Source organism: Xanthobacter agilis (assembly GCF_021730435.1).
Taxonomy (GTDB): Bacteria; Pseudomonadota; Alphaproteobacteria; order Rhizobiales; family Xanthobacteraceae; genus Xanthobacter; species Xanthobacter agilis.
Window position 1 is genome coordinate 150,621 of the sequence record NZ_JABWGX010000005.1, and the last position, 16,984, is coordinate 167,604.

General features: G+C 69.2%; 15 protein-coding genes, 2 tRNA genes and 1 riboswitch. Of the genes, 12 read left to right on the plus strand and 5 right to left on the minus strand.

All coding sequences use genetic code 11. From position 1 onward, the window contains the following. The first annotated feature begins 68 nt into the window (after positions 1–68). From HUW53_RS05250 to HUW53_RS05260, 3 genes are all read left to right on the plus strand, one after another. On the plus strand, positions 69–569 hold the full coding sequence (locus HUW53_RS05250) for a type III secretion system chaperone family protein (protein ID WP_237344705.1): 501 nt from the start codon (positions 69–71) through the stop codon (positions 567–569). Positions 570–682: 113 nt separating this feature from the next. Then, complete coding sequence (gene proC / locus HUW53_RS05255; protein WP_237344706.1) at positions 683–1,519, plus strand: pyrroline-5-carboxylate reductase; 837 nt, start codon at positions 683–685, stop codon at positions 1,517–1,519. Between the two features lie 77 nt (positions 1,520–1,596). After that, complete coding sequence (locus HUW53_RS05260; protein ID WP_237344707.1) at positions 1,597–2,292, plus strand: TetR/AcrR family transcriptional regulator; 696 nt, start codon at positions 1,597–1,599, stop codon at positions 2,290–2,292. 13 nt (positions 2,293–2,305) lie between these two features. On the opposite strand, the gene cmk is transcribed toward HUW53_RS05260, so the two are convergent. Next, positions 2,306–2,932, minus strand: coding sequence for a (d)CMP kinase (gene cmk / locus HUW53_RS05265; RefSeq protein WP_237344708.1), 627 nt, complete (start codon positions 2,930–2,932; stop codon positions 2,306–2,308). Positions 2,933–2,939: 7 nt separating this feature from the next. After that, positions 2,940–4,319 carry a 3-phosphoshikimate 1-carboxyvinyltransferase gene (gene aroA / locus HUW53_RS05270; protein ID WP_237344709.1) on the minus strand — a complete coding sequence of 460 codons (1,380 nt, stop codon included), beginning with the start codon at positions 4,317–4,319 and terminating at the stop codon, positions 2,940–2,942. Between the two features lie 221 nt (positions 4,320–4,540). On the opposite strand from aroA, the gene HUW53_RS05275 reads away from it, so the two are divergent. The 5 genes from HUW53_RS05275 (at position 4,541) to HUW53_RS05295 (ending at position 7,480) form a co-directional block, all read left to right on the plus strand. Continuing rightward, positions 4,541–4,933 (plus strand): TIGR02300 family protein, encoded by a 393-nt coding sequence (locus HUW53_RS05275; protein ID WP_237344710.1) that lies wholly within the window; start codon positions 4,541–4,543, stop codon positions 4,931–4,933. A gap of 143 nt (positions 4,934–5,076) precedes the next feature. Next, a tRNA-Ala gene (locus HUW53_RS05280) sits at positions 5,077–5,152 on the plus strand. A gap of 284 nt (positions 5,153–5,436) precedes the next feature. Beyond that, positions 5,437–5,512, plus strand: a tRNA-Ala gene (locus HUW53_RS05285). A gap of 214 nt (positions 5,513–5,726) precedes the next feature. After that, positions 5,727–6,578 carry a 3-deoxy-8-phosphooctulonate synthase gene (kdsA, locus tag HUW53_RS05290; protein ID WP_237344711.1) on the plus strand — a complete coding sequence of 284 codons (852 nt, stop codon included), beginning with the start codon at positions 5,727–5,729 and terminating at the stop codon, positions 6,576–6,578. A 98-nt stretch (positions 6,579–6,676) separates the two neighbouring features. Beyond that, positions 6,677–7,480: a 3-deoxy-manno-octulosonate cytidylyltransferase gene (locus tag HUW53_RS05295; protein ID WP_237344712.1), complete on the plus strand. Its 804-nt coding sequence runs from the start codon at positions 6,677–6,679 to the stop codon at positions 7,478–7,480. Positions 7,481–7,599: 119 nt separating this feature from the next. On the opposite strand, the gene HUW53_RS05300 is transcribed toward HUW53_RS05295, so the two are convergent. After that, entirely contained in the window at positions 7,600–8,832 is a 1,233-nt protein-coding gene (locus HUW53_RS05300; protein ID WP_237344713.1) for an O-succinylhomoserine sulfhydrylase, read from the minus strand. A 79-nt stretch (positions 8,833–8,911) separates the two neighbouring features. Continuing rightward, positions 8,912–8,993, minus strand: a riboswitch (SAM riboswitch). Positions 8,994–9,071: 78 nt separating this feature from the next. Between HUW53_RS05300 and HUW53_RS05305 the strand changes: the two genes are divergently transcribed. Further along, positions 9,072–10,193 carry a 2'-deoxycytidine 5'-triphosphate deaminase gene (locus tag HUW53_RS05305; RefSeq protein ID WP_237344714.1) on the plus strand — a complete coding sequence of 374 codons (1,122 nt, stop codon included), beginning with the start codon at positions 9,072–9,074 and terminating at the stop codon, positions 10,191–10,193. A gap of 11 nt (positions 10,194–10,204) precedes the next feature. Here the strand turns inward: HUW53_RS05305 and HUW53_RS21960 are convergent, their stop codons facing one another. Then, positions 10,205–12,463: an FUSC family protein gene (locus tag HUW53_RS21960; protein ID WP_237344715.1), complete on the minus strand. Its 2,259-nt coding sequence runs from the start codon at positions 12,461–12,463 to the stop codon at positions 10,205–10,207. A gap of 117 nt (positions 12,464–12,580) precedes the next feature. On the opposite strand from HUW53_RS21960, the gene HUW53_RS05315 reads away from it, so the two are divergent. Then, positions 12,581–13,222 carry a glutathione S-transferase family protein gene (locus HUW53_RS05315; protein ID WP_237344716.1) on the plus strand — a complete coding sequence of 214 codons (642 nt, stop codon included), beginning with the start codon at positions 12,581–12,583 and terminating at the stop codon, positions 13,220–13,222. A 175-nt stretch (positions 13,223–13,397) separates the two neighbouring features. Further along, the gene (gene zapE / locus HUW53_RS05320; protein WP_237344717.1) at positions 13,398–14,588 is read left to right on the plus strand and encodes a cell division protein ZapE; all 1,191 of its coding nucleotides are present in this window, start codon (positions 13,398–13,400) and stop codon (positions 14,586–14,588) included. Positions 14,589–14,646: 58 nt separating this feature from the next. Here zapE and HUW53_RS05325 read toward each other — a convergent pair whose 3' ends face one another. Beyond that, the gene (locus HUW53_RS05325; RefSeq protein ID WP_237344718.1) at positions 14,647–15,309 is read right to left on the minus strand and encodes an alpha/beta hydrolase; all 663 of its coding nucleotides are present in this window, start codon (positions 15,307–15,309) and stop codon (positions 14,647–14,649) included. A 396-nt stretch (positions 15,310–15,705) separates the two neighbouring features. Here HUW53_RS05325 and HUW53_RS05330 point away from each other — a divergent pair, with 396 nt between their 5' ends. Then, positions 15,706–16,914: a cysteine desulfurase family protein gene (locus tag HUW53_RS05330; RefSeq protein ID WP_237344719.1), complete on the plus strand. Its 1,209-nt coding sequence runs from the start codon at positions 15,706–15,708 to the stop codon at positions 16,912–16,914. Positions 16,915–16,984: the final 70 nt, after the last annotated feature.

Sequence of the window (16,984 nt, forward strand, 5' to 3'; positions counted from 1 at the left end):
GCCCGGGCGTCGCCGTGCCTCAGCCGTGTTCGGCCCTCTTCTCGTTCCTCACACCGCGAGGTCGAGGCATGTCTCTCATCGACATTGAAGCCGAAGCGCCGGCCAATCCCGTGGACTTGGTGGAGCAGCTCGCCGCTGTCCACGACTGGGCCTTTGAGCGCTCCGACGACGACGAGATCACCCTTTCGCTCGCCTGCCGCTGGACCGACTGCCATGTGTCGTTCCAGTGGATGGACGAGCTGGAGGCGCTCCACGTCGCCTGCGCGTTCGATCTCAAGGTGCCGGATGGGCGCCGCGCGGAAGTGCTGAAACTGCTCGCCATGATCAACGAGCAGATGTGGCTCGGCCATTTCGACCTTTGGTCCCAGGAAGGTGTCGTCATGTTCCGCCACGCTTTGGTGCTGGCGGGCGGGGCCACCGCCTCGGATCGCCAGTGCGAGGCCATCGTGGATGCCGCGATCGATGCGGTGGAGCGCTATTATCCGGCCTTCCAGTTCGTGGTCTGGGCGGGCAAGACGGCGCGCGAAGCCATGGACACCGCCTTGTTCGACACCGTCGGCGAAGCCTGATCGCTTTTGAAGACCAGCCGCGGGCGGGTTTCCCCCCGCGCGCGGCTGGCTTAAAGCTGAGCCTCGAAAGGCGGCGGTTTCGCAAGGAAACGCCGCTGCGATGCGAGGCGATCATGAGCGATGTGGTGTTGAAGGATCTGTCCGGCCCGGTGGTGCTGCTGGGCGCGGGCAAGATGGGTGGGGCCATGCTGGAAGGCTGGCTGAAGCTGGGCCTGCCGCCTCATCTCGCCGTGGTCATCGATCCCCACCTGCCTGATTCGGTCGCGCTGGCGCTGAAGGCGCGGGGTGTCGCGGTCAATCCGCCCGCCCATGTGGTGGCCGCCCCGGCCGTGCTGCTGCTGGCGGTGAAGCCGCAGGTGGCGCCCGACGCCGTGCCCCAGGTGGCGCCGTTGGCCCGACCGGGCACACTGGTGGTGTCCATCATGGCCGGTCGCACCCTTGCATTTCTGGCCGATCATTTTCCCGATGGCACGCCGCTCGTGCGCGCCATCCCCAATACTCCCGCCGCCATTGGCCGGGGCGTGAGCGTCGCCGTGCCGAGCGCGACCGTTTCGACCGCCGACCGGGCGCTGGCGAGTGCGCTGCTCGGCGCCATCGGTATCGTGGAATGGGTGGACGACGAGGCTTTGATGGACGCGGCCACTGCCGTTTCCGGTTCCGGTCCGGCCTATGTGTTCCTGCTGGCGGAGGTGCTGGCGGAAGCCGGGCGCGCGGCGGGCCTGCCGGCGGACCTGTCCGCGCGCATCGCCCGTGCCACCGTCTCCGGCTCCGGCGCCCTGCTTGATGCGTCCGATCTGCCGGCCGCGACCCTGCGCCAAAATGTCACATCTCCGGGCGGCACCACCGCAGCGGCCCTTGCGGTGCTGATGCACGAGGCGCGCGGCTTCGGGCCGCTGATGGAAGCGGCGGTTGCGGCGGCCACCCGTCGGGGCAAAGAATTGGCCGGCTGACCGGTCCCGGCGCGGCGCGTGCCCCCGCCTGGGTGGGGCCGCACCGCGAATCGGAGCCACGCCGAAGGGAGAGAGCGATGACATCGGAGACCGCCCGCGAGGCTTGCCTGCGCAGCTTCCTGGATCTTCTGGCGCGGCAGCCGCTTCGGCGCATCGACCTCGCGGCGGTTGCCGCGGCGAGTGGTGTCGCTTTGTCGGAGATGCGGGCCTCCTATGGCGGGGTCGATGACCTGCTCGCCGCTTTCTTCCGCTCCACTGATCGCCAAGTGCTGGCGGAGGGCGGCCCCGACGCGGAGGATTTGACCGGCGAGGGGCCGAAAGAGCGTCTGTTCGAGGTGCTCATGCGCCGGCTCGACGCCCTGGAGCCCCATCGCGCCGCGGTGGGTGCCCTGGTGAAGGGGGCCAAGCGCGATCCGCTGCTGGCGCTGATGCTGATGCGCCTGTCCGCGCGCTCGCAGGGCTGGATGCTGGCGGCCGCCGGTATCGACTGCGCCGGGCTGGCGGGCGAGGTGCGGGCCAAGGGGCTGGCGGTGCTGTTCGCTCGCCTCCTGCGTGTGTGGCTCGCGGACGATGATCCCGGCCTCGCGCGCACCATGGCGGCCCTGGACCAGGAACTGGTTCAGGCGGGCAAGATCTTGGACATGCTGGATGATCTGGCGTTCATCGCGCTGCCCTGGCGGCCCAGGCGCCGCAATGGGGGCAGGCCGGACGCGGCACCGGAGGCGGGCGCTCCCGATGCCGGGGGCGAGAGGGCGGAGGCGGCCGGGCTCTGATTCGGCGGCGCCGTCAGGTGCCCGCGCGCCGGGCTTCCACCAATGCGAGGGCCGCGGCGAAAGCCTCCGCGATGCCGAGGGTACTGGTATCGAGCAACGCCGAATCGGGCGCCTGGACCAGTGGCGCGGCGGCGCGATGGGAATCGCGCGCGTCGCGCTTGCGGATGTCGGCGAGGACCTCGTCATAGGTGACGGCGTCGCCGCGGCCGGACAGCTCCTTGAAGCGACGCTCGGCGCGCACCTCGGAGGTCGCCGTGACGAACAGCTTGGCGCCGGCATCGGGGCAAATGACCGTGCCGATGTCGCGCCCGTCGAGCACGGCGCCGCCGGGCTGCGCCGCGAACCGCCGTTGCAGGTCAAGGAGCGCCGCGCGCACCTCCGGTACCGCCGCCACCACCGATGCGGCCTCGCCCACCTCGGCCGTGCGCAGCGCATCGGCATCGAGGGAGGTGAGGTCGAGGTCGTGGGCGATTCGGGCGGCGGCCATGGCGTCGCCCAGCCCGCCGGCGGCAAGGCAGGCGGCGCCCACCGCGCGATAGAGTAGACCGGTATCAAGGTGAGGTAGGCCGTAATGCGCGGCGAGCCGGCGGGCCAGGGTGCCCTTGCCGGAGGCGGCGGGGCCATCGATGGCGATGATCATCGCGTGCTCAATCGATCTGCGCGCCGAGCGCGCGCATCATGGGAAGGAAGGTGGGGAAGGATGTGGCGATGAACGAGACGTCGTCCACCGTTACCCCAGCGTCACTGGCGAGGCCCAGCACCAGGAAGGCCATGGCGATGCGGTGGTCCATGTGGGTCTTCACCGGTCCCCCGCCCATGACCGTGGCGCGGCCGGAAACAATGAGGTCGTCCCCTTCCACCCGGTGCGCGATGCCGCAAGCGGCGAGGCCGTCGGCCACGGCGGCGAGGCGATCGCTCTCCTTCACCCGGAGCTCGGACAGGCCACGCATGATGGTGTCGCCCTCGGCGAAGGCGGCCGCCACGGCCAGGATGGGATATTCGTCGATCATGGCCGGCGCCCGCTCCGGGGGCACCTCCACCCCCATCAGGCGCGAATGGCGCACCCGCAGGCTCGCCACCGTCTCACCGCCCTCGTCGCGGGCGTCGAGGATGGCGATGTCGGCGCCCATCTCCTGAAGGGTGGTGATGAGGCCGGTGCGCAGGGGGTTCAGCATGAGGTCGGTGAGCACCACCTCGGAGCCCGGCACCAGCAGGGCGGCCACCAGCGGGAAGGCGGCGGACGAGGGGTCGGCCGGCACGTCCACCGGCACCGCCTTCAGCCTGGGGTGGCCCTTGAGCGTGATGCGGCGGCCGGCATGGCCGAACGGCTCCACGCGCACATCGGCGCCGAAATGGGCCAGCATGCGCTCGGTGTGATCGCGGGTCGCCTCGCGCTCCACCACCACGGTTTCACCGGTGGCGCCGAGCCCGGCCAGCAGCACCGCCGATTTCACCTGGGCCGACGGCACCGGGGTCTCGTAGGTCACGGCAGCGAGATGGTCGCTGCCCTTCAGGGTCAGCGGCAGGCGCCCGCCCTCGCTTTGCGCCGTCACCTCCACGCCCATCAGGGTGAGGGGATCGAGCACGCGCTTCATGGGCCGGCGGCGCAGGCTGGCGTCGCCATCGAAGGTGGCGGTGATGTCCTGGCCCGCCACGGCCCCCATCATGAGCCGGACGCCGGTGCCGGAATTGCCGAAATCCAGCGGGGCGGCGGGCGAGACGAGGCCGCGCGCGCCCACCCCGTCCACCACCCATTCGCCGGCGCCCAGCCGCTCTGCGCGCGCGCCCAGGGCACGGCAGGCGGCGGCGGTGTTGAGCACGTCCTCGCCCTCCAGCAGGCCGGTGATGTGGGTGCGGCCGTCCGCGAACAGGCCGAAGATGAGGGCGCGGTGGGACACGGACTTGTCACCGGGAACGCGGACCGTGCCATGGAGGGCGTCGGAACGGCGCGCGGTGACGGGCTGGGCCGGTGCGCTGGCGTGGATGCCGGCTACCGGCGACGACGGGGGGGCGGAGGGGCTGGACATGATGGGTCGGGCCTCGGGCGGGCGTCGCGCGGCCAGCCATGCGGCGCCACGCCACGTTCGTCTCATGGGGTGCGCCGGTCGTTTAACACAGCCCTTCCCACAGTGCCACGCGCCGACAGCACTGTTGGAACACGCCGATTCCGCAACATTGAGCCTTGACACCAATCGTGCGAGGCGCCAATGGAGCACGCTCTGTTACAGCCCTACCGAGGAACTTTGCCGTGGCGAAGCCTGAACTCGGCACCAAGCGCATCTGTCCTGTTACGGGGCGCAAATTCTACGACCTGAACAAGGACCCGGTGGTTTCTCCGTTTACGGGCGAATCCTATCCGAGGTCCTATTTCGAGCCCACAGCCCGCGGTGTCAGCCGGACCGAGGAAGTGGGCACCGACGATCACGACGGCGAGGAACCCGCCGCCGAGGTGATCAGCCTGGAGGAGGCCGACGAGGAGGCCGCCACCCCCGCCAAGGCGGGCGCGGCGAGCGCTGATGTGGATATCGACGACGATATCGAGACTGGCGACGAAGACGCCTTCCTTGAGGAAGACGAGGACGACGGCGACGACGTGACTGGCCTCATTGGCGAAGGTCACGAGGACGACGAAGAGGCTTGAAGTCGATCGCGGCCTGTGCTTAAAGGCCGCTCTCGCCCGGCGGACATGAGTCGCCGGGCTCCCGCCGCGGGCTTCCCGGCACATGAGGAAGAGGCAGAACCTTCGGGTTTAGGCATGCTTCCCATGCGCACCCGCGGCTCGGTGGGGCCATAGCTCAGTTGGGAGAGCGCTTGAATGGCATTCAAGAGGTCGGCGGTTCGATTCCGCCTGGCTCCACCAAATTCATCACCTGAACTTTCCAAATCCCGTTGACGGGGCTGATGCAGGGTCTCGAGATCCTTTCGGCTTTGCGTCTTTCCCCTTTCCGCTCAAGGCATTCGCTCGGGTGTGTCAGGGTCGCGTGTCGGCGGCCCCGGGCGGTCCTGGCGAGCGCGGATGCGCGTCCGGTGCCGGCTATCCACAGGCTGAACGCCCCGCGGGCGATTTCCCTCTCTTTTTGTCGATTTCGGTCTCCGGGTGGGTTGCTATCGGCAAATGCCTATGGCAATTACGCGCCTCCCCTGGGGGCCATAGCTCAGTTGGGAGAGCGCTTGAATGGCATTCAAGAGGTCGGCGGTTCGATTCCGCCTGGCTCCACCAGTCCTCTCCAGGGGAGACACCGATTGAGCATTGCTCTCGGTTTGGTTTTTAGCTTCAACACGATGGCGGCTTGCGGGGGCGGTGCTCGCGTGGGTTCGGCGTGTGCGACCGGGCTTGAGCGTCCGGCGCGCCTGGCGCATGGTTCGCGCGCCGCGCCGGACCGTGAACGGCAAAAGATGGCTGCGCGCGCGGCGCGGCGACGGATGGGGGCAGAATGAGCAACGCGGTGAAGCATGTGGCGGCGGGCAATGTGACGTTCGGCAACGACCGCCCGTTGGTCTTCATTTCCGGCCCGTGTCAGATCGAAAGCCGGGACCATGCCTTCCGCATCGCCGCGTTCCTGAAGGCCGAGGCCGAGAAGGCGGGCGTGCCCTTCATCTTCAAGTCGTCCTATGACAAGGCGAATCGGACCTCGCTGAAGGGCCGCCGTGGCATCGGCCTCGACGAGGGCCTGAAGATCCTGACCGAGGTCCGGTCGGAGTTCGGCTGTCCGGTGCTGACCGACATCCACGACATCGAGCAGGCGCGGATCGCCGGCAAGGTGGTGGACATCATCCAGATCCCCGCCTTCCTGTGCCGCCAGACCGATCTGCTGCTGGCGGCCGGCGAGACCGGCGCGGTGGTGAATGTGAAGAAGGGCCAGTTCCTGGCCCCCTGGGACATGGCCAACGTGGCGGACAAGATCGCCTCCACCGGCAACGAGCGCATTCTGTTGTGCGATCGCGGCACCTCGTTCGGCTACAACACGCTGGTGAGTGATTTTCGCGGTCTGCCGATCATGGCCGAGACCGGCTATCCCATCGTCTTCGATGCGACCCATTCGGTCCAGGAGCCCGGTGGGCGGGGCGGGTCGTCCGGCGGCAAGCGCGATTTCGCACCGGCCCTCGCCCGCGCGGCGGTGGCGGTGGGGGTCGCCGCCGTGTTCGCCGAGGCCCATGACGATCCCGACCATGCCCCCTCGGATGGTCCCAACATGCTGCCGCTCGAGTGGATCGCCCCGCTGCTGCGGGACCTGACGGCCCTGGACCGGATCGCCAAGGACCGGTCGTTGGCCGCCGCCTTCTGATTCTGGCCCCGGCTCGCCGCTGATTCGGCCGGACGCTCGGCTCAGGGGGCGGACGCCTGGCTGGCGGCTCGGCCCGCATTTCCGCAAACAGGTGCACCATGAGTGACGTCGCCATCATCATTCCGGCGCGATACGCGTCGACCCGCTATCCCGGAAAGCCGCTGGCGACGCTCAAGGGCGCGACCGGCGTGGCGCGGACCCTGGTGGAGCGCTCGATTCTCGCGGCCCGCGCCGGCGCCGATGGCGCGGCGGTCTATGTGGCCACCGACGATGCGCGGATCGCCGCCGAGGCGGAACGTCTCGAAACGCCGGTCATCATGACCGACGCCGCCTGCCGCAACGGTACGGAACGGGTGGCGCAGGCGGTGGCCCGCGCCGGCATCACCGCCGAGATCATCGTCAACCTCCAGGGCGACGCGCCGCTGACCCCGCCCCATTTCGTGACCGCCCTGGTGCAGGCCATGCGCGATGTGCCGGGCCGGCAGGTGGCGACGCCGGTTCTGCGTTGCGACGCGGAATCCCTGGACCATTTCCTGGCCGATCGCCGGGCCGGGCGGGTTGGGGCGACCACCGTGGTGTTCGACCGCGCCGGCAATGCCCTGTATTTCTCGAAGGAAGTAATCCCCTTCACCAATGGCAAGGCCACGGTGGATGGGGTGGTGCCGGTGTTCCACCATGTGGGGCTTTATGCCTACCGCCGGCCGGCGCTCGATGCCTATGCTGGGATGGCGCAGGGCGTGCTCGAAGCCCTTGAGGGGCTGGAGCAATTGCGCTTCCTGGAGCACGGCCTGCCGATTGCCGCGGTGGAAGTGGACGGGCGCGGCGCCGCCTTCTGGGAACTGAACAATCCCTCCGACGTGCCGCTGATCGAGGGCTATCTGGCGAAGATGGGGATGGCCTGAGGCGTGGCGCTCTGACGGGCCCGCGCTGTGATGCCCTCGCGGTACTGGCCCCGGCCGGGACGCCCGGTATCCGCCGCCGCGACGCCAGGGGCGCGCGACGGTGGCCTGTCGTCCGCGCCTCAGATCGCCGCGAGCGCCTGCGCGAGGTCGGCTTCCAGGTCGTCGGGGTGCTCCAACCCCACCGACAGGCGCAGCAGGCCGTCGCTGATGCCCATTTCGGCCCGCGCTTCGGGCGTGAACCGCTGGTGGGTGGTGGTGGCCGGGTGCGTGATGAGGCTTTTCGCATCGCCGAGATTGTTGGAGATGCGGATCACCCGCAGCGCATCCATGAAGCGGAAGGCGCCCTCTTTCCCGCCGTCCACCACCAGGGTGATGAGGGTGCCGCCGCCGCTCATCTGCCGGCGCGCCAGGGCGGCCTGCGGATGGTCAGCGCGGAAGGGATAGAGCACTTTCGCGACGCCCTTCGCGCCCGCCAGCACATCGGCGAGGCGGGCCGCGCTCGCCTGCATGCGGTCCACCCGCAACGCGAGGGTTTCGAGCCCCTTCAGCATCACCCAGGCATTGAAGGGGGAGATGGAAGGCCCGGTCTGGCGCAGGAACACCTGCAGGTGGTCGTCGAGGAACTGGCGGGAGCAGAGCACCATGCCACCCAGGCAGCGGCCCTGCCCATCCACATGCTTGGTGGTGGAATAGACCACCACATCGGCGCCGAGCGCCAGCGGGTGCTGGAGCAGGGGCGTTGCGAACACATTGTCCACCACCAGGCACGCGCCCACCGAATGGGCGATCTTCGCCACCGCTGCGATGTCGATGATGTCCAGGGTCGGGTTGGTGGGGCTCTCCAGCAGACAGACGCGGGTGTTGGGGCGGATGGCCTGTTCCCAGGCGCCAAGGTCGCTGCCGTCCACCAGGGTCACGTCCACCCCGAACCGCGGCAGCAGTTCCTCGAGGATCCAGCGGCTGGAGCCGAACAGGGCGCGGGCGGCCAGCACATGGTCGCCGGCCTTCACCTGGCACAGCAGCGCGGCGTTCACCGCCGCCATGCCGGAGGCGGTGGCGCGGGCGACCTCCGCCCCCTCGATCAGCGCCATGCGTTCCTCGAACATGGCGGTGGTGGGGTTGGCGTAGCGCGAATAGACGAAGCCGGGATCCTCGCCCTTGAAGCGCGCCTCGCACGCGGCGGCGCTGTCATAGACAAAGCCCTGGGTGAGGAACAGCGCCTCCGACGTTTCGCCGAACGGCGAACGGGTGGTGCCGGCGTGCACGAGGCGCGTCTCGGGATGCAGGGTTTGCGGGTCCCGGGGCGTGAAGGCGGTGGGGCGGGGGGTGCGCGTTTCGGACGCCGATGACATGGCAGTCTCCACGGCCGAGGGGCTGACGCGCATGACGCCCTTGCATGTCCGCGCGTTTCGCGGCACATGCGCGGCGTTGATCCGCTCATCCCCGGCCTTTTAGCAAGTGCGTTTTAACGTGGCTGCAAGCCGGCCGGCTCAAATTGACCACGAGTGGGATCAGTAATGCCGCCGTCCCCTTGGCGTCAAGGAATTCGTTCGTTAAATCGAACGTGACGGATGGCGAAGCGGATGTGGGGATGCGCGTGGCCGAGGTATTGAAGCCGGGGATCCTTCCCGCAGAGGCCATTTCGGAGCTGAAGGCCAAGGGCGCCATCAGTTGCCGGCATGCGCTCGATTCCGATCAGATCCAGCCGGCGAGCCTGGATCTGCGGCTGGGCCGCAGCGCCTGGCGGGTGCGGGCGAGCTTCCTGCCCGGAGCGGGCGCGAGCGTGAAGGAGCGGCTCGACGCCTTGGCGCTGCACAAGCTCGACCTGACCCATGGCGCGGTGCTGGAGACGGGCTGCGTCTATCTGGTGGAATTGTTCGAGCGGATGAAGCTGCCGGCGGATCTCGCCGCCGCCGCCAATCCCAAGTCGTCCACCGGCCGGCTCGACGTGTTCGTGCGCGTCATCACCGACGGGGCGCGGGCGTTCGACACCATTCCGGTGGGGTACCACGGGCCGCTCTATCTCGAAGTGTCACCGCGCACCTTCCCGATCCTGGTGCGCACCGGCTCGCGCCTGTCGCAGGTGCGGTTCCGGCGCGGGGTGGCGCGGCTGTCCGACCTGGAATTGCTGAGCCTCCAGGCCAGCGACTGCCTGGTGGATGCGGCTCATCCCGATGTGGCGGCGGGCGGCATCGCCCTCGGAGTGGACCTTTCGGGGGATGCGCTCGGCGGGCTCCAGGGGTTCCGCGCCAAGAAGCACACCGGCGTCATCGATGTGGACCAGTCGGGCGTGCTCGACGTGGAGGACTTCTGGGAGCCGATCCGCCTGCGCGGGGACGGGCGGTCGCTGGTGCTCGATCCCGATGCCTTCTATATCCTCGCTTCCCGCGAGGCGGTGCATGTGCCGCCCGATTATGCGGCGGAGATGGTGCCGTTCGATCCGCTGGTGGGCGAGTTCCGGGTCCATTACGCGGGCTTCTTCGATCCCGGCTTCGGCAGCGCCGCCGCCGGCGGGCGGGGCGCCCGCGCGGTGCTGGAGGTGCGCTCGCGCGAGGTGCCGTTCATCCTGGAGGACGGCCAGACCGTCGGCCGCCTCGTCTATGAGCGGATGGCGGCCCGCCCCGGCACCCTCTACGGCGCCGACATGCGCTCCCATTACCAGGGGCAGGGCCTCAAGCTGTCCAAGCATTTCCGAGCGTTCAGCGGGGCGTAGGGCGCGTGGCGTCAGGTGGCCCGCATGGGCTCCTGGCTGGCGGCGAGGGTGCGTTCCTTCTGCCAGGGGGTCTCGTCCGTGATGGCGGCGCGCAATTCGCGCAGGGGGCGCAGCAGGGCGTCAGAATATGCAAGGTAGTCAGCAACCAGCGGCAGAATCTCCTTCACCTTGGGATCATCGGCCAGCTTGAGGGCGGTGGATACGGCGGCCTCCACCGCCGGTGCCGCCGCCGCCAGCCCGCCGGCGCCGCCCTCGCCCAGCACGACGGCGAAGGCGGTGAGGCTGCGCGAGCGCGCCGCCTCCACCACCGCCACCATCTCGGGCGCGCAGGCCATGCCGTTCAGACGGGCGGAAATGTCCTCGATGAGGGCGAGATAGGTCGTCAGCACGTCAAGGGTGGAAACCACGTTGGCGGCGTCGCCGGCGGAATGGCGGAACGCCTGCTCGGCGTCGAGCTGGGGCAGCCGGGTCCCCAATTGACGGACCGCGAGAGCCTGGGGCGCCGCCGACGTGGCCTGGCCCGGATGGGGCCACCAGGAGGCCAGTGCGTCGCGGCAACGCCTCAATATGCCCAGCACCTCGGGGCGGAACTGGTCGATGACGTAGACCGGCAGCACCACATAGGAGACGGCGAGCGCCACCAGGGCGCCGATGGCGGTTTCATAGATGCGCGCCAGCATGCCGCTGGTGCCAAGACCGTCGAGGATGTGGAGCCCCAGAACCACATAGAAGCCCATCGCCGCCGAGGCGACGTCATAGCGGTCCCTCGCGGTGATGAGGGAGATCACCTGCGCCACCATGCACAACAGCGCGAGCAGCCACACCGTGTCGCCCACGATCAGGAACACCACGATGCCCGCGATCACGCCGATGAGGGTGCCCACCACGCGGTAGCGGACCCGGACATAGGTTTCGCCCACGCTGTTGCCGATGACGAACATCACCGTCATGGTCGCCCAATAGGCGTGGCTGAGGTGCAGGCCCACATCGAGCGCCGTGGTGATGCCGGTGGCCACCAACCCCTGACACGCCACCTTGAGCGGGGCCGAGAGCCGTCGGCTGCCATCGGCCGCCCGCTCCAACAGGGGGATGGGCTTCGGGGCCGGCGGGGGCTCGTCGGCCGGCGGGTGGGGCGGCGGGAAGGGCTGGGTCTCCGCGGTTTCGATGCCGTTGACCACGAGGGTGAGCCGATCGAAGGCGGTGAGCGCGCGCATCAGCGCGAACCGGTCGGCGGGCGGCAGTTCCGGGGCGAAGGCCTGCTCCCGCAGCAGGCGCAGGGCGCGTTCGAAGTGCTCTTCCGAATGCACGTCGCGCACGTCGATGGCTTCGAGCCGGCGGGCGATGTGATCGCAGGCGGCGGCGAACGGGCTGCGCCAGTCGGGGCCGTCGGGGGTGGATTTGGGAATGCAGCCGGCCAGCAACTGCACGGCCACCCGCAGCCGGTAGAATCGCGCGCGCAGCGCCTCGAAATCGGAGCGGGCGCCGGGGTCTTCCGCGAGGGCGTTGCCCAGGGCATTCCAGACCCGCGCCCGCAGGCGCTCGATGGTGCGCGCGGCATCATCGGTGAACGGGGTGCCGCTGCGCACCGCCTCGGACATCTCGCGCAGATAGGCGGCCACCGCCGCCTGCACGTCGATGGTGGACTGGACATAGGCCGCGACCGCGGATGGCCGCCACGGCGACAGGCGCAGCGCCGCCACCACCGCCGATCCCTGGCAGAAGGCCAGGAGCAGCATCGCCGCTTGCGCGCGGGTGGGGGCCACGATGGTGCCCACCGTCGCCACCACGATCAAGGCGAGGCCGAGGAATTGCCCGCTCATGCCGTAGCGCCGCAGGATCAGGGCACAGGCCGACAGCGGCACCAGCAGCAGCTTCTGCAGCAACGCGTTGTCGGGGCCCTCGCCCGGCCCCACCAGCGCCAGCAGGACGAGGAAGGCGGCCGAGACCAGGAACAGCCGCGCCATGGACCTCGCCTCGGTGCGGCGGCTGGCCGCGGGGGTGAAGGAGACCAGGGTGAGGGCGGCGGTGCCGGCCATCAGCGGGAAGGTGAGGATCATGCCGGGCGCGAACATCTGTGCCGTGGCCGCGCCGGTCAGGATCAGGATGACCAGCGCGATACCGAGGTGCAATGCGCGCGTGCTGTCGATGCCGCCGGGGTCGTGATCGGCGAGCCAGATACCGATCCGGGCCAGCAGGGGCCGCCGATGGAACGCCGGCGGGGTGGGGGCGCGGCCTTGTGGGCCGAGGCTCACTTCACTTTTCGCGCTCACGTGGTCTCCGGCGTGCGACGGGTCGGCGGCTCAAATTTCATGGGTTTGGCCATGCTGTCCAGTGCGGCCCGTCGCCAGAGGGGGTAAAGTCGGTCCGCTTGGGAAGGAGCCTGTTCCGTGCAGCCGATGAAGCTTTATTGTTTCGCCCAGTCCGGCAACGCTTATCGCGCGGCGCTGATGCTGCAGGTGTGCGATGTGCCGTGGGAGCCCGTGTTTGTGGACTTCTTCAACGGCGAGACCCGCACCGCCGCCTTCCGCGCCGAGGTGAACGAGATGGGCGAGGTGCCGGTGCTGGTGGACGGCGACCTCAGGCTGTCCCAATCGGGCGTGATTCTCGACTATCTCGCCCACAAGACCGGCCGCTTCCTGCCCGACACCGAGGCCGAGCGGCGCGAGGCATTGCGCTGGATCCTGTTCGATAACCACAAGTTCACGAGCTATTTCGCCACCCTGCGCTTCATGGTGGCGCTCTCCGGGCAAAGCGAAGGCGACGTCACCGCGTTTCTGCGGCTGCGGGCGATGTCCGCTTACGGCATCGTCGATGCGCATCTGGCGCGCAGTGATTTTCTGGTGGGGGCGATGCCCACCTATGCCGACGTGTCGCTGGCCGGCTACGTCTTCTATCCCGAGCGGGCGGGGGTCGAGCTGGCGCAATTTCCCCATCTCGAACGCTGGGCCGCGCGCATCGCCGCGCTGCCCGGCTGGGTGCACCCTTATGACCTGATGCCCGGCCATCCGCTGCCGCCACGCGCCGCCTGAGCGGCCGCGCGCGTCTGGAATCGCTCCGGACGGGGCGGTTTCTTCCCCTCACCCGGTATCCAGGTCGCGGGGAAATGCTCTAAAGCAGGCGCCAACGGAGGGGGCATCCGGCCACCTTCCCCTAAAAACGCGGTGAAAAGAGGCCCCGGCATCGCCGGGCGCACGGGGACGTTCCATGGTAACTGAAACGACGGCGCGGGTGGCGGAGCTTTATGCGGCGCGGCTCGCCGCCGGCGACATCGAGGCCGACCCGGCTCAGGCGGAGGTGGTGAAGCAATTCGCCCGGCTGGAGCTGGAGCTGCGCCAGAAGGCGCTGGCGCAGAAGTCTTCCTCTCTCGGCTGGCTGTTCCAGCGCCGGGCGCCGGTGTCCGCCCCCAGGGGCCTCTACATCTATGGCGAGGTGGGTCGCGGCAAGAGCATGCTGATGGACCTCTTCTTCGAGGCCCTGCCGCCCAAGGGCAAGCGCCGCGCCCATTTCCATGCCTTCATGGGCGATGTGCATGAGCGCATCTTCAAGGAGCGCCAGGCGCAGAAGACTGGCGAGCGCAAGGGCGCCGATCCCATCACCCCGGTGGCGGCGGCGCTGGCCGAACAGGCCAAGGTGCTGTGCTTCGACGAGTTCCATGTCACCGACATCGCCGACGCCATGATCCTGGGCCGTCTGTTCGAGAAGCTGTTCGCCGATGGCGTGGTGGTGGTGGCCACCTCCAACGTGGCGCCGAAGAACCTCTATGCCGGCGGGCTCAACCGGGCCCTGTTCCTGCCCTTCATCGGCATGATCGAGCAGCGCATGGCGGTGCTTTCCCTCGAATCGCGCACCGATTACCGCATGGAGAAGCTGGAGGGCCTGTCCACCTGGTACACGCCCCTGGGGCCGGACGCGGACGCGGTCATCAATGCCGCCTGGACGCGGCTCGCGGGGCCGTCGGGCGGGGTGCCGGGCGCGATCGAGCTGAAGGGGCGGCATCTGGTGGTGCCGGCCATGGCGCAGGGGGCGGCGCGCTTCTCCTTCGCCAATCTGTGCGAGGCGCCGCTCGGGCCGAACCCGGACTATCTGAGCCTGGCGCGTATGTTCCATACCCTGGTGTTGGAACACATCCCCATCATGGGGCCGGATCAGCGCAATGAGGCCAAGCGCTTCATCTCGCTCATCGACACCCTTTACGATGCCAATGTGAAGCTGCTCGCCTCGGCGGCGGCGCCCCCGGAAGGCCTGTATGTGGCCAGCGAGGGCACGGAGGCGTTCGAGTTCGCGCGCACCGTGTCGCGCCTGCACGAGATGCGATCCGGCGAGTATCTGGCGAAGCCCCACGGCCGCCCGGATTCGACGGCGTCCGGCGACACCACGGGTATCGTGGAGACCTGAACGGAAAAGGGGCCGCACCGGGCGGCCCCTTGGTCTCACGGTCCAGATCCGCCGCCGGTCAGGCGGCGCTGTCGCTGCGGGTGCCGGGCAGGCGCTTGTCGAGATAGGTGCCCACCACGCCCATCAGTTCCTCGGTCTTGCCGTCGAAGAAGTGATTGGCGCCGGGCACCACCTGTTGCTCGATGACGATGCCCTTCTGGGTCTTCAGCTTCTCCACCAGGGTCTGCACCGCGGTGGTGGGCACCACCGCATCCTTGTCGCCATGCACGAACAGGCCGGAGGAGGGGCAGGGGGCCAGGAACGAGAAGTCGTAGAGATTGGCCGGGGCGGCGATGGAGATGAAGCCCTCCACTTCCGGCCGGCGCATCAGCAGCTGCATGCCGATCCAGGCGCCGAAGGAGAAGCCGGCGATCCAGCAGGCGCGTGCGTCCGGGTTCACCGACTGCGCCCAGTCGAGGGCGGCGGCGGCATCCGACAATTCGCCCTGGCCGTGGTCGAACGAGCCCTGGGACCGGCCGACGCCACGGAAGTTGAAGCGCAACACCGAGAAGCCCCGGTTCGCGAACTGGTAATAAAGGTTGTAGACCACCGGATTGTTCATCGTTCCGCCGAATTGCGGATGGGGATGAAGAATGATCGCGATGGGGGCATTGCGGGTCTTGGCGGGCTGGTAGCGGCCTTCGAGGCGCCCCTTTTCGCCGGGGAAGATGACTTCTGGCATGGACGTCCGCAACCTCTTAGGTGGCGATCTCTCAAGGGTCGGTCCGCGTGGGTGTGGTCCGCGGGCCGGTCTCAGAGGGCGCAGCCGGAGGGACCGTGTGGCGTCCTGCCGGCGTTGCCTGTGGGAATTCTGACGAAACGGCGCTGCCGCATCGGTCGCGATCCTTGATGAAACCGGACCCGTGCGTTGAGAGCCTTGACTTCATGACGGGGTCAACCCATCATTTTCAATCATTCTAATGTGTTCCGCTCCGCGCGGCGCCGCGGTAAGGCGACGCTTCAAAGCATGACGCAGGGCAGGAACGGTTGGAATTTGACCTATGACCGAGATTGCTGGCAATTGCAAGCCTGCGGGTGGATCATGCGCCCGCCGGATGCAGCGTGGATTGAGGCCGGGATGAGTGAGCAGCGGCAGGCGGTGACGGGCGGTGGCGCCGATGGAGCGACGGCGGATCGGGTGTATCTCGATCACAACGCCACCAGTCCGCTGCGGCCGGAGGCCCGCGCGGCGGTGCTCGCGGTGCTCGACGCGCCGGGCAATGCCTCGTCCGTGCACCGGGAGGGCCGCGCCGCCCGCGCGGTGCTGGAAGCGGCGCGCGGCGCGGTCGCGGCGCTGGTGGGCGGGGTGCCGCGGGGGGTGGTTTTCACCTCCGGCGCCACTGAGGCGGTGGCGCTGGCGCTCCATCCGGAGGTCGAGATCGACGGCCGCCCGCGCCCCTGCGACGTGCTGCTGGCGAGCGCGGTCGAGCATCCGGCGGTGCTCAAGGGGCATCGCTTCCCGACGGTGGAGCGGGTCGCTGTGGATGTCGCCGGTCGCCTCGATCTCGATGCGCTCGAAGCGCGCTTGCGCCATCATCGCGACGCCGGCCGGCGGGCCATGGTGGCGCTGATGGCGGCCAATAACGAGACCGGCGTGTTGCAGCCGCTGGCCCAGGCGGCGCGGCTGGTGCACGCTTATGACGGCGTGGTGTTCTGCGATGCGGTGCAGGCGGCCGGGCGGATGCCGCTGCACATGGGCGAGCTCGACATCGATCTGCTCGCCGTGTCGGCCCACAAGATCGGCGGGCCGCAGGGGGCGGGCGCCCTGGTGGCGGCGCGGCCCGACTTCCGGGTGGCGCCGCTGGTGGCCGGCGGCGGGCAGGAGCGCAACCGGCGCGCCGGCACGGAGAACGTGGCCGCCATCGCCGGCTTCGGCGCCGCCGCTGCGGTGGTCCGCGATCAGGCCGAGGGCGCCCGCCTGCTGGCGGCGCGGGACCGGCTGGAGGACGAGGTGCTCGCCCGCATCCCCGGCGCCTCGGTGATCGGGGCGGCGGTGGACCGGCTGCCCAATACCTCGCTTATCGCTTTTTCCGGATTGCGCGCGGAAACACTGGTGATTGCCCTCGATCTCGCCCACATAAGCGTGAGTGCCGGTTCGGCCTGCTCGTCGGGCAAGGTTGGCCCCTCCCATGTGCTCCAGGCCATGGGGCTCGACGCGGAGCGGGCGGCGGGCGCGATCCGCCTCTCGCTCGGCTGGTCGAGCCGCGAGGCGGATGTGGACAGGGCGGTGGAGGCCTTGCAAAAGGTCGTGCCGCAGGTGAGAGGCCGCTCGCCGCAGGCGGCCTGAAGAGGACCCGTGGACCGCCGGTCGCGGACCGGATCAACGGGATGAACTTGACCCGCGGGCCTTGACCCCG

Coding starts and splice junctions, on each gene's coding strand:
- HUW53_RS05300 (WP_237344713.1), bottom strand. CDS start 8,832: ATGTCATCGGCGTCCGAAACGCGCACCCCCCGCCCCACCGCCTTCACG.
- zapE (WP_237344717.1), top strand. CDS start 13,398: ATGGTAACTGAAACGACGGCGCGGGTGGCGGAGCTTTATGCGGCGCGG.
- HUW53_RS05330 (WP_237344719.1), top strand. CDS start 15,706: ATGAGTGAGCAGCGGCAGGCGGTGACGGGCGGTGGCGCCGATGGAGCG.
- HUW53_RS05325 (WP_237344718.1), bottom strand. CDS start 15,309: ATGCCAGAAGTCATCTTCCCCGGCGAAAAGGGGCGCCTCGAAGGCCGC.
- cmk (WP_237344708.1), bottom strand. CDS start 2,932: ATGATCATCGCCATCGATGGCCCCGCCGCCTCCGGCAAGGGCACCCTG.
- kdsA (WP_237344711.1), top strand. CDS start 5,727: ATGAGCAACGCGGTGAAGCATGTGGCGGCGGGCAATGTGACGTTCGGC.
- HUW53_RS05305 (WP_237344714.1), top strand. CDS start 9,072: ATGCGCGTGGCCGAGGTATTGAAGCCGGGGATCCTTCCCGCAGAGGCC.
- HUW53_RS05250 (WP_237344705.1), top strand. CDS start 69: ATGTCTCTCATCGACATTGAAGCCGAAGCGCCGGCCAATCCCGTGGAC.
- proC (WP_237344706.1), top strand. CDS start 683: ATGAGCGATGTGGTGTTGAAGGATCTGTCCGGCCCGGTGGTGCTGCTG.
- aroA (WP_237344709.1), bottom strand. CDS start 4,319: ATGTCCAGCCCCTCCGCCCCCCCGTCGTCGCCGGTAGCCGGCATCCAC.
- HUW53_RS05295 (WP_237344712.1), top strand. CDS start 6,677: ATGAGTGACGTCGCCATCATCATTCCGGCGCGATACGCGTCGACCCGC.
- HUW53_RS05260 (WP_237344707.1), top strand. CDS start 1,597: ATGACATCGGAGACCGCCCGCGAGGCTTGCCTGCGCAGCTTCCTGGAT.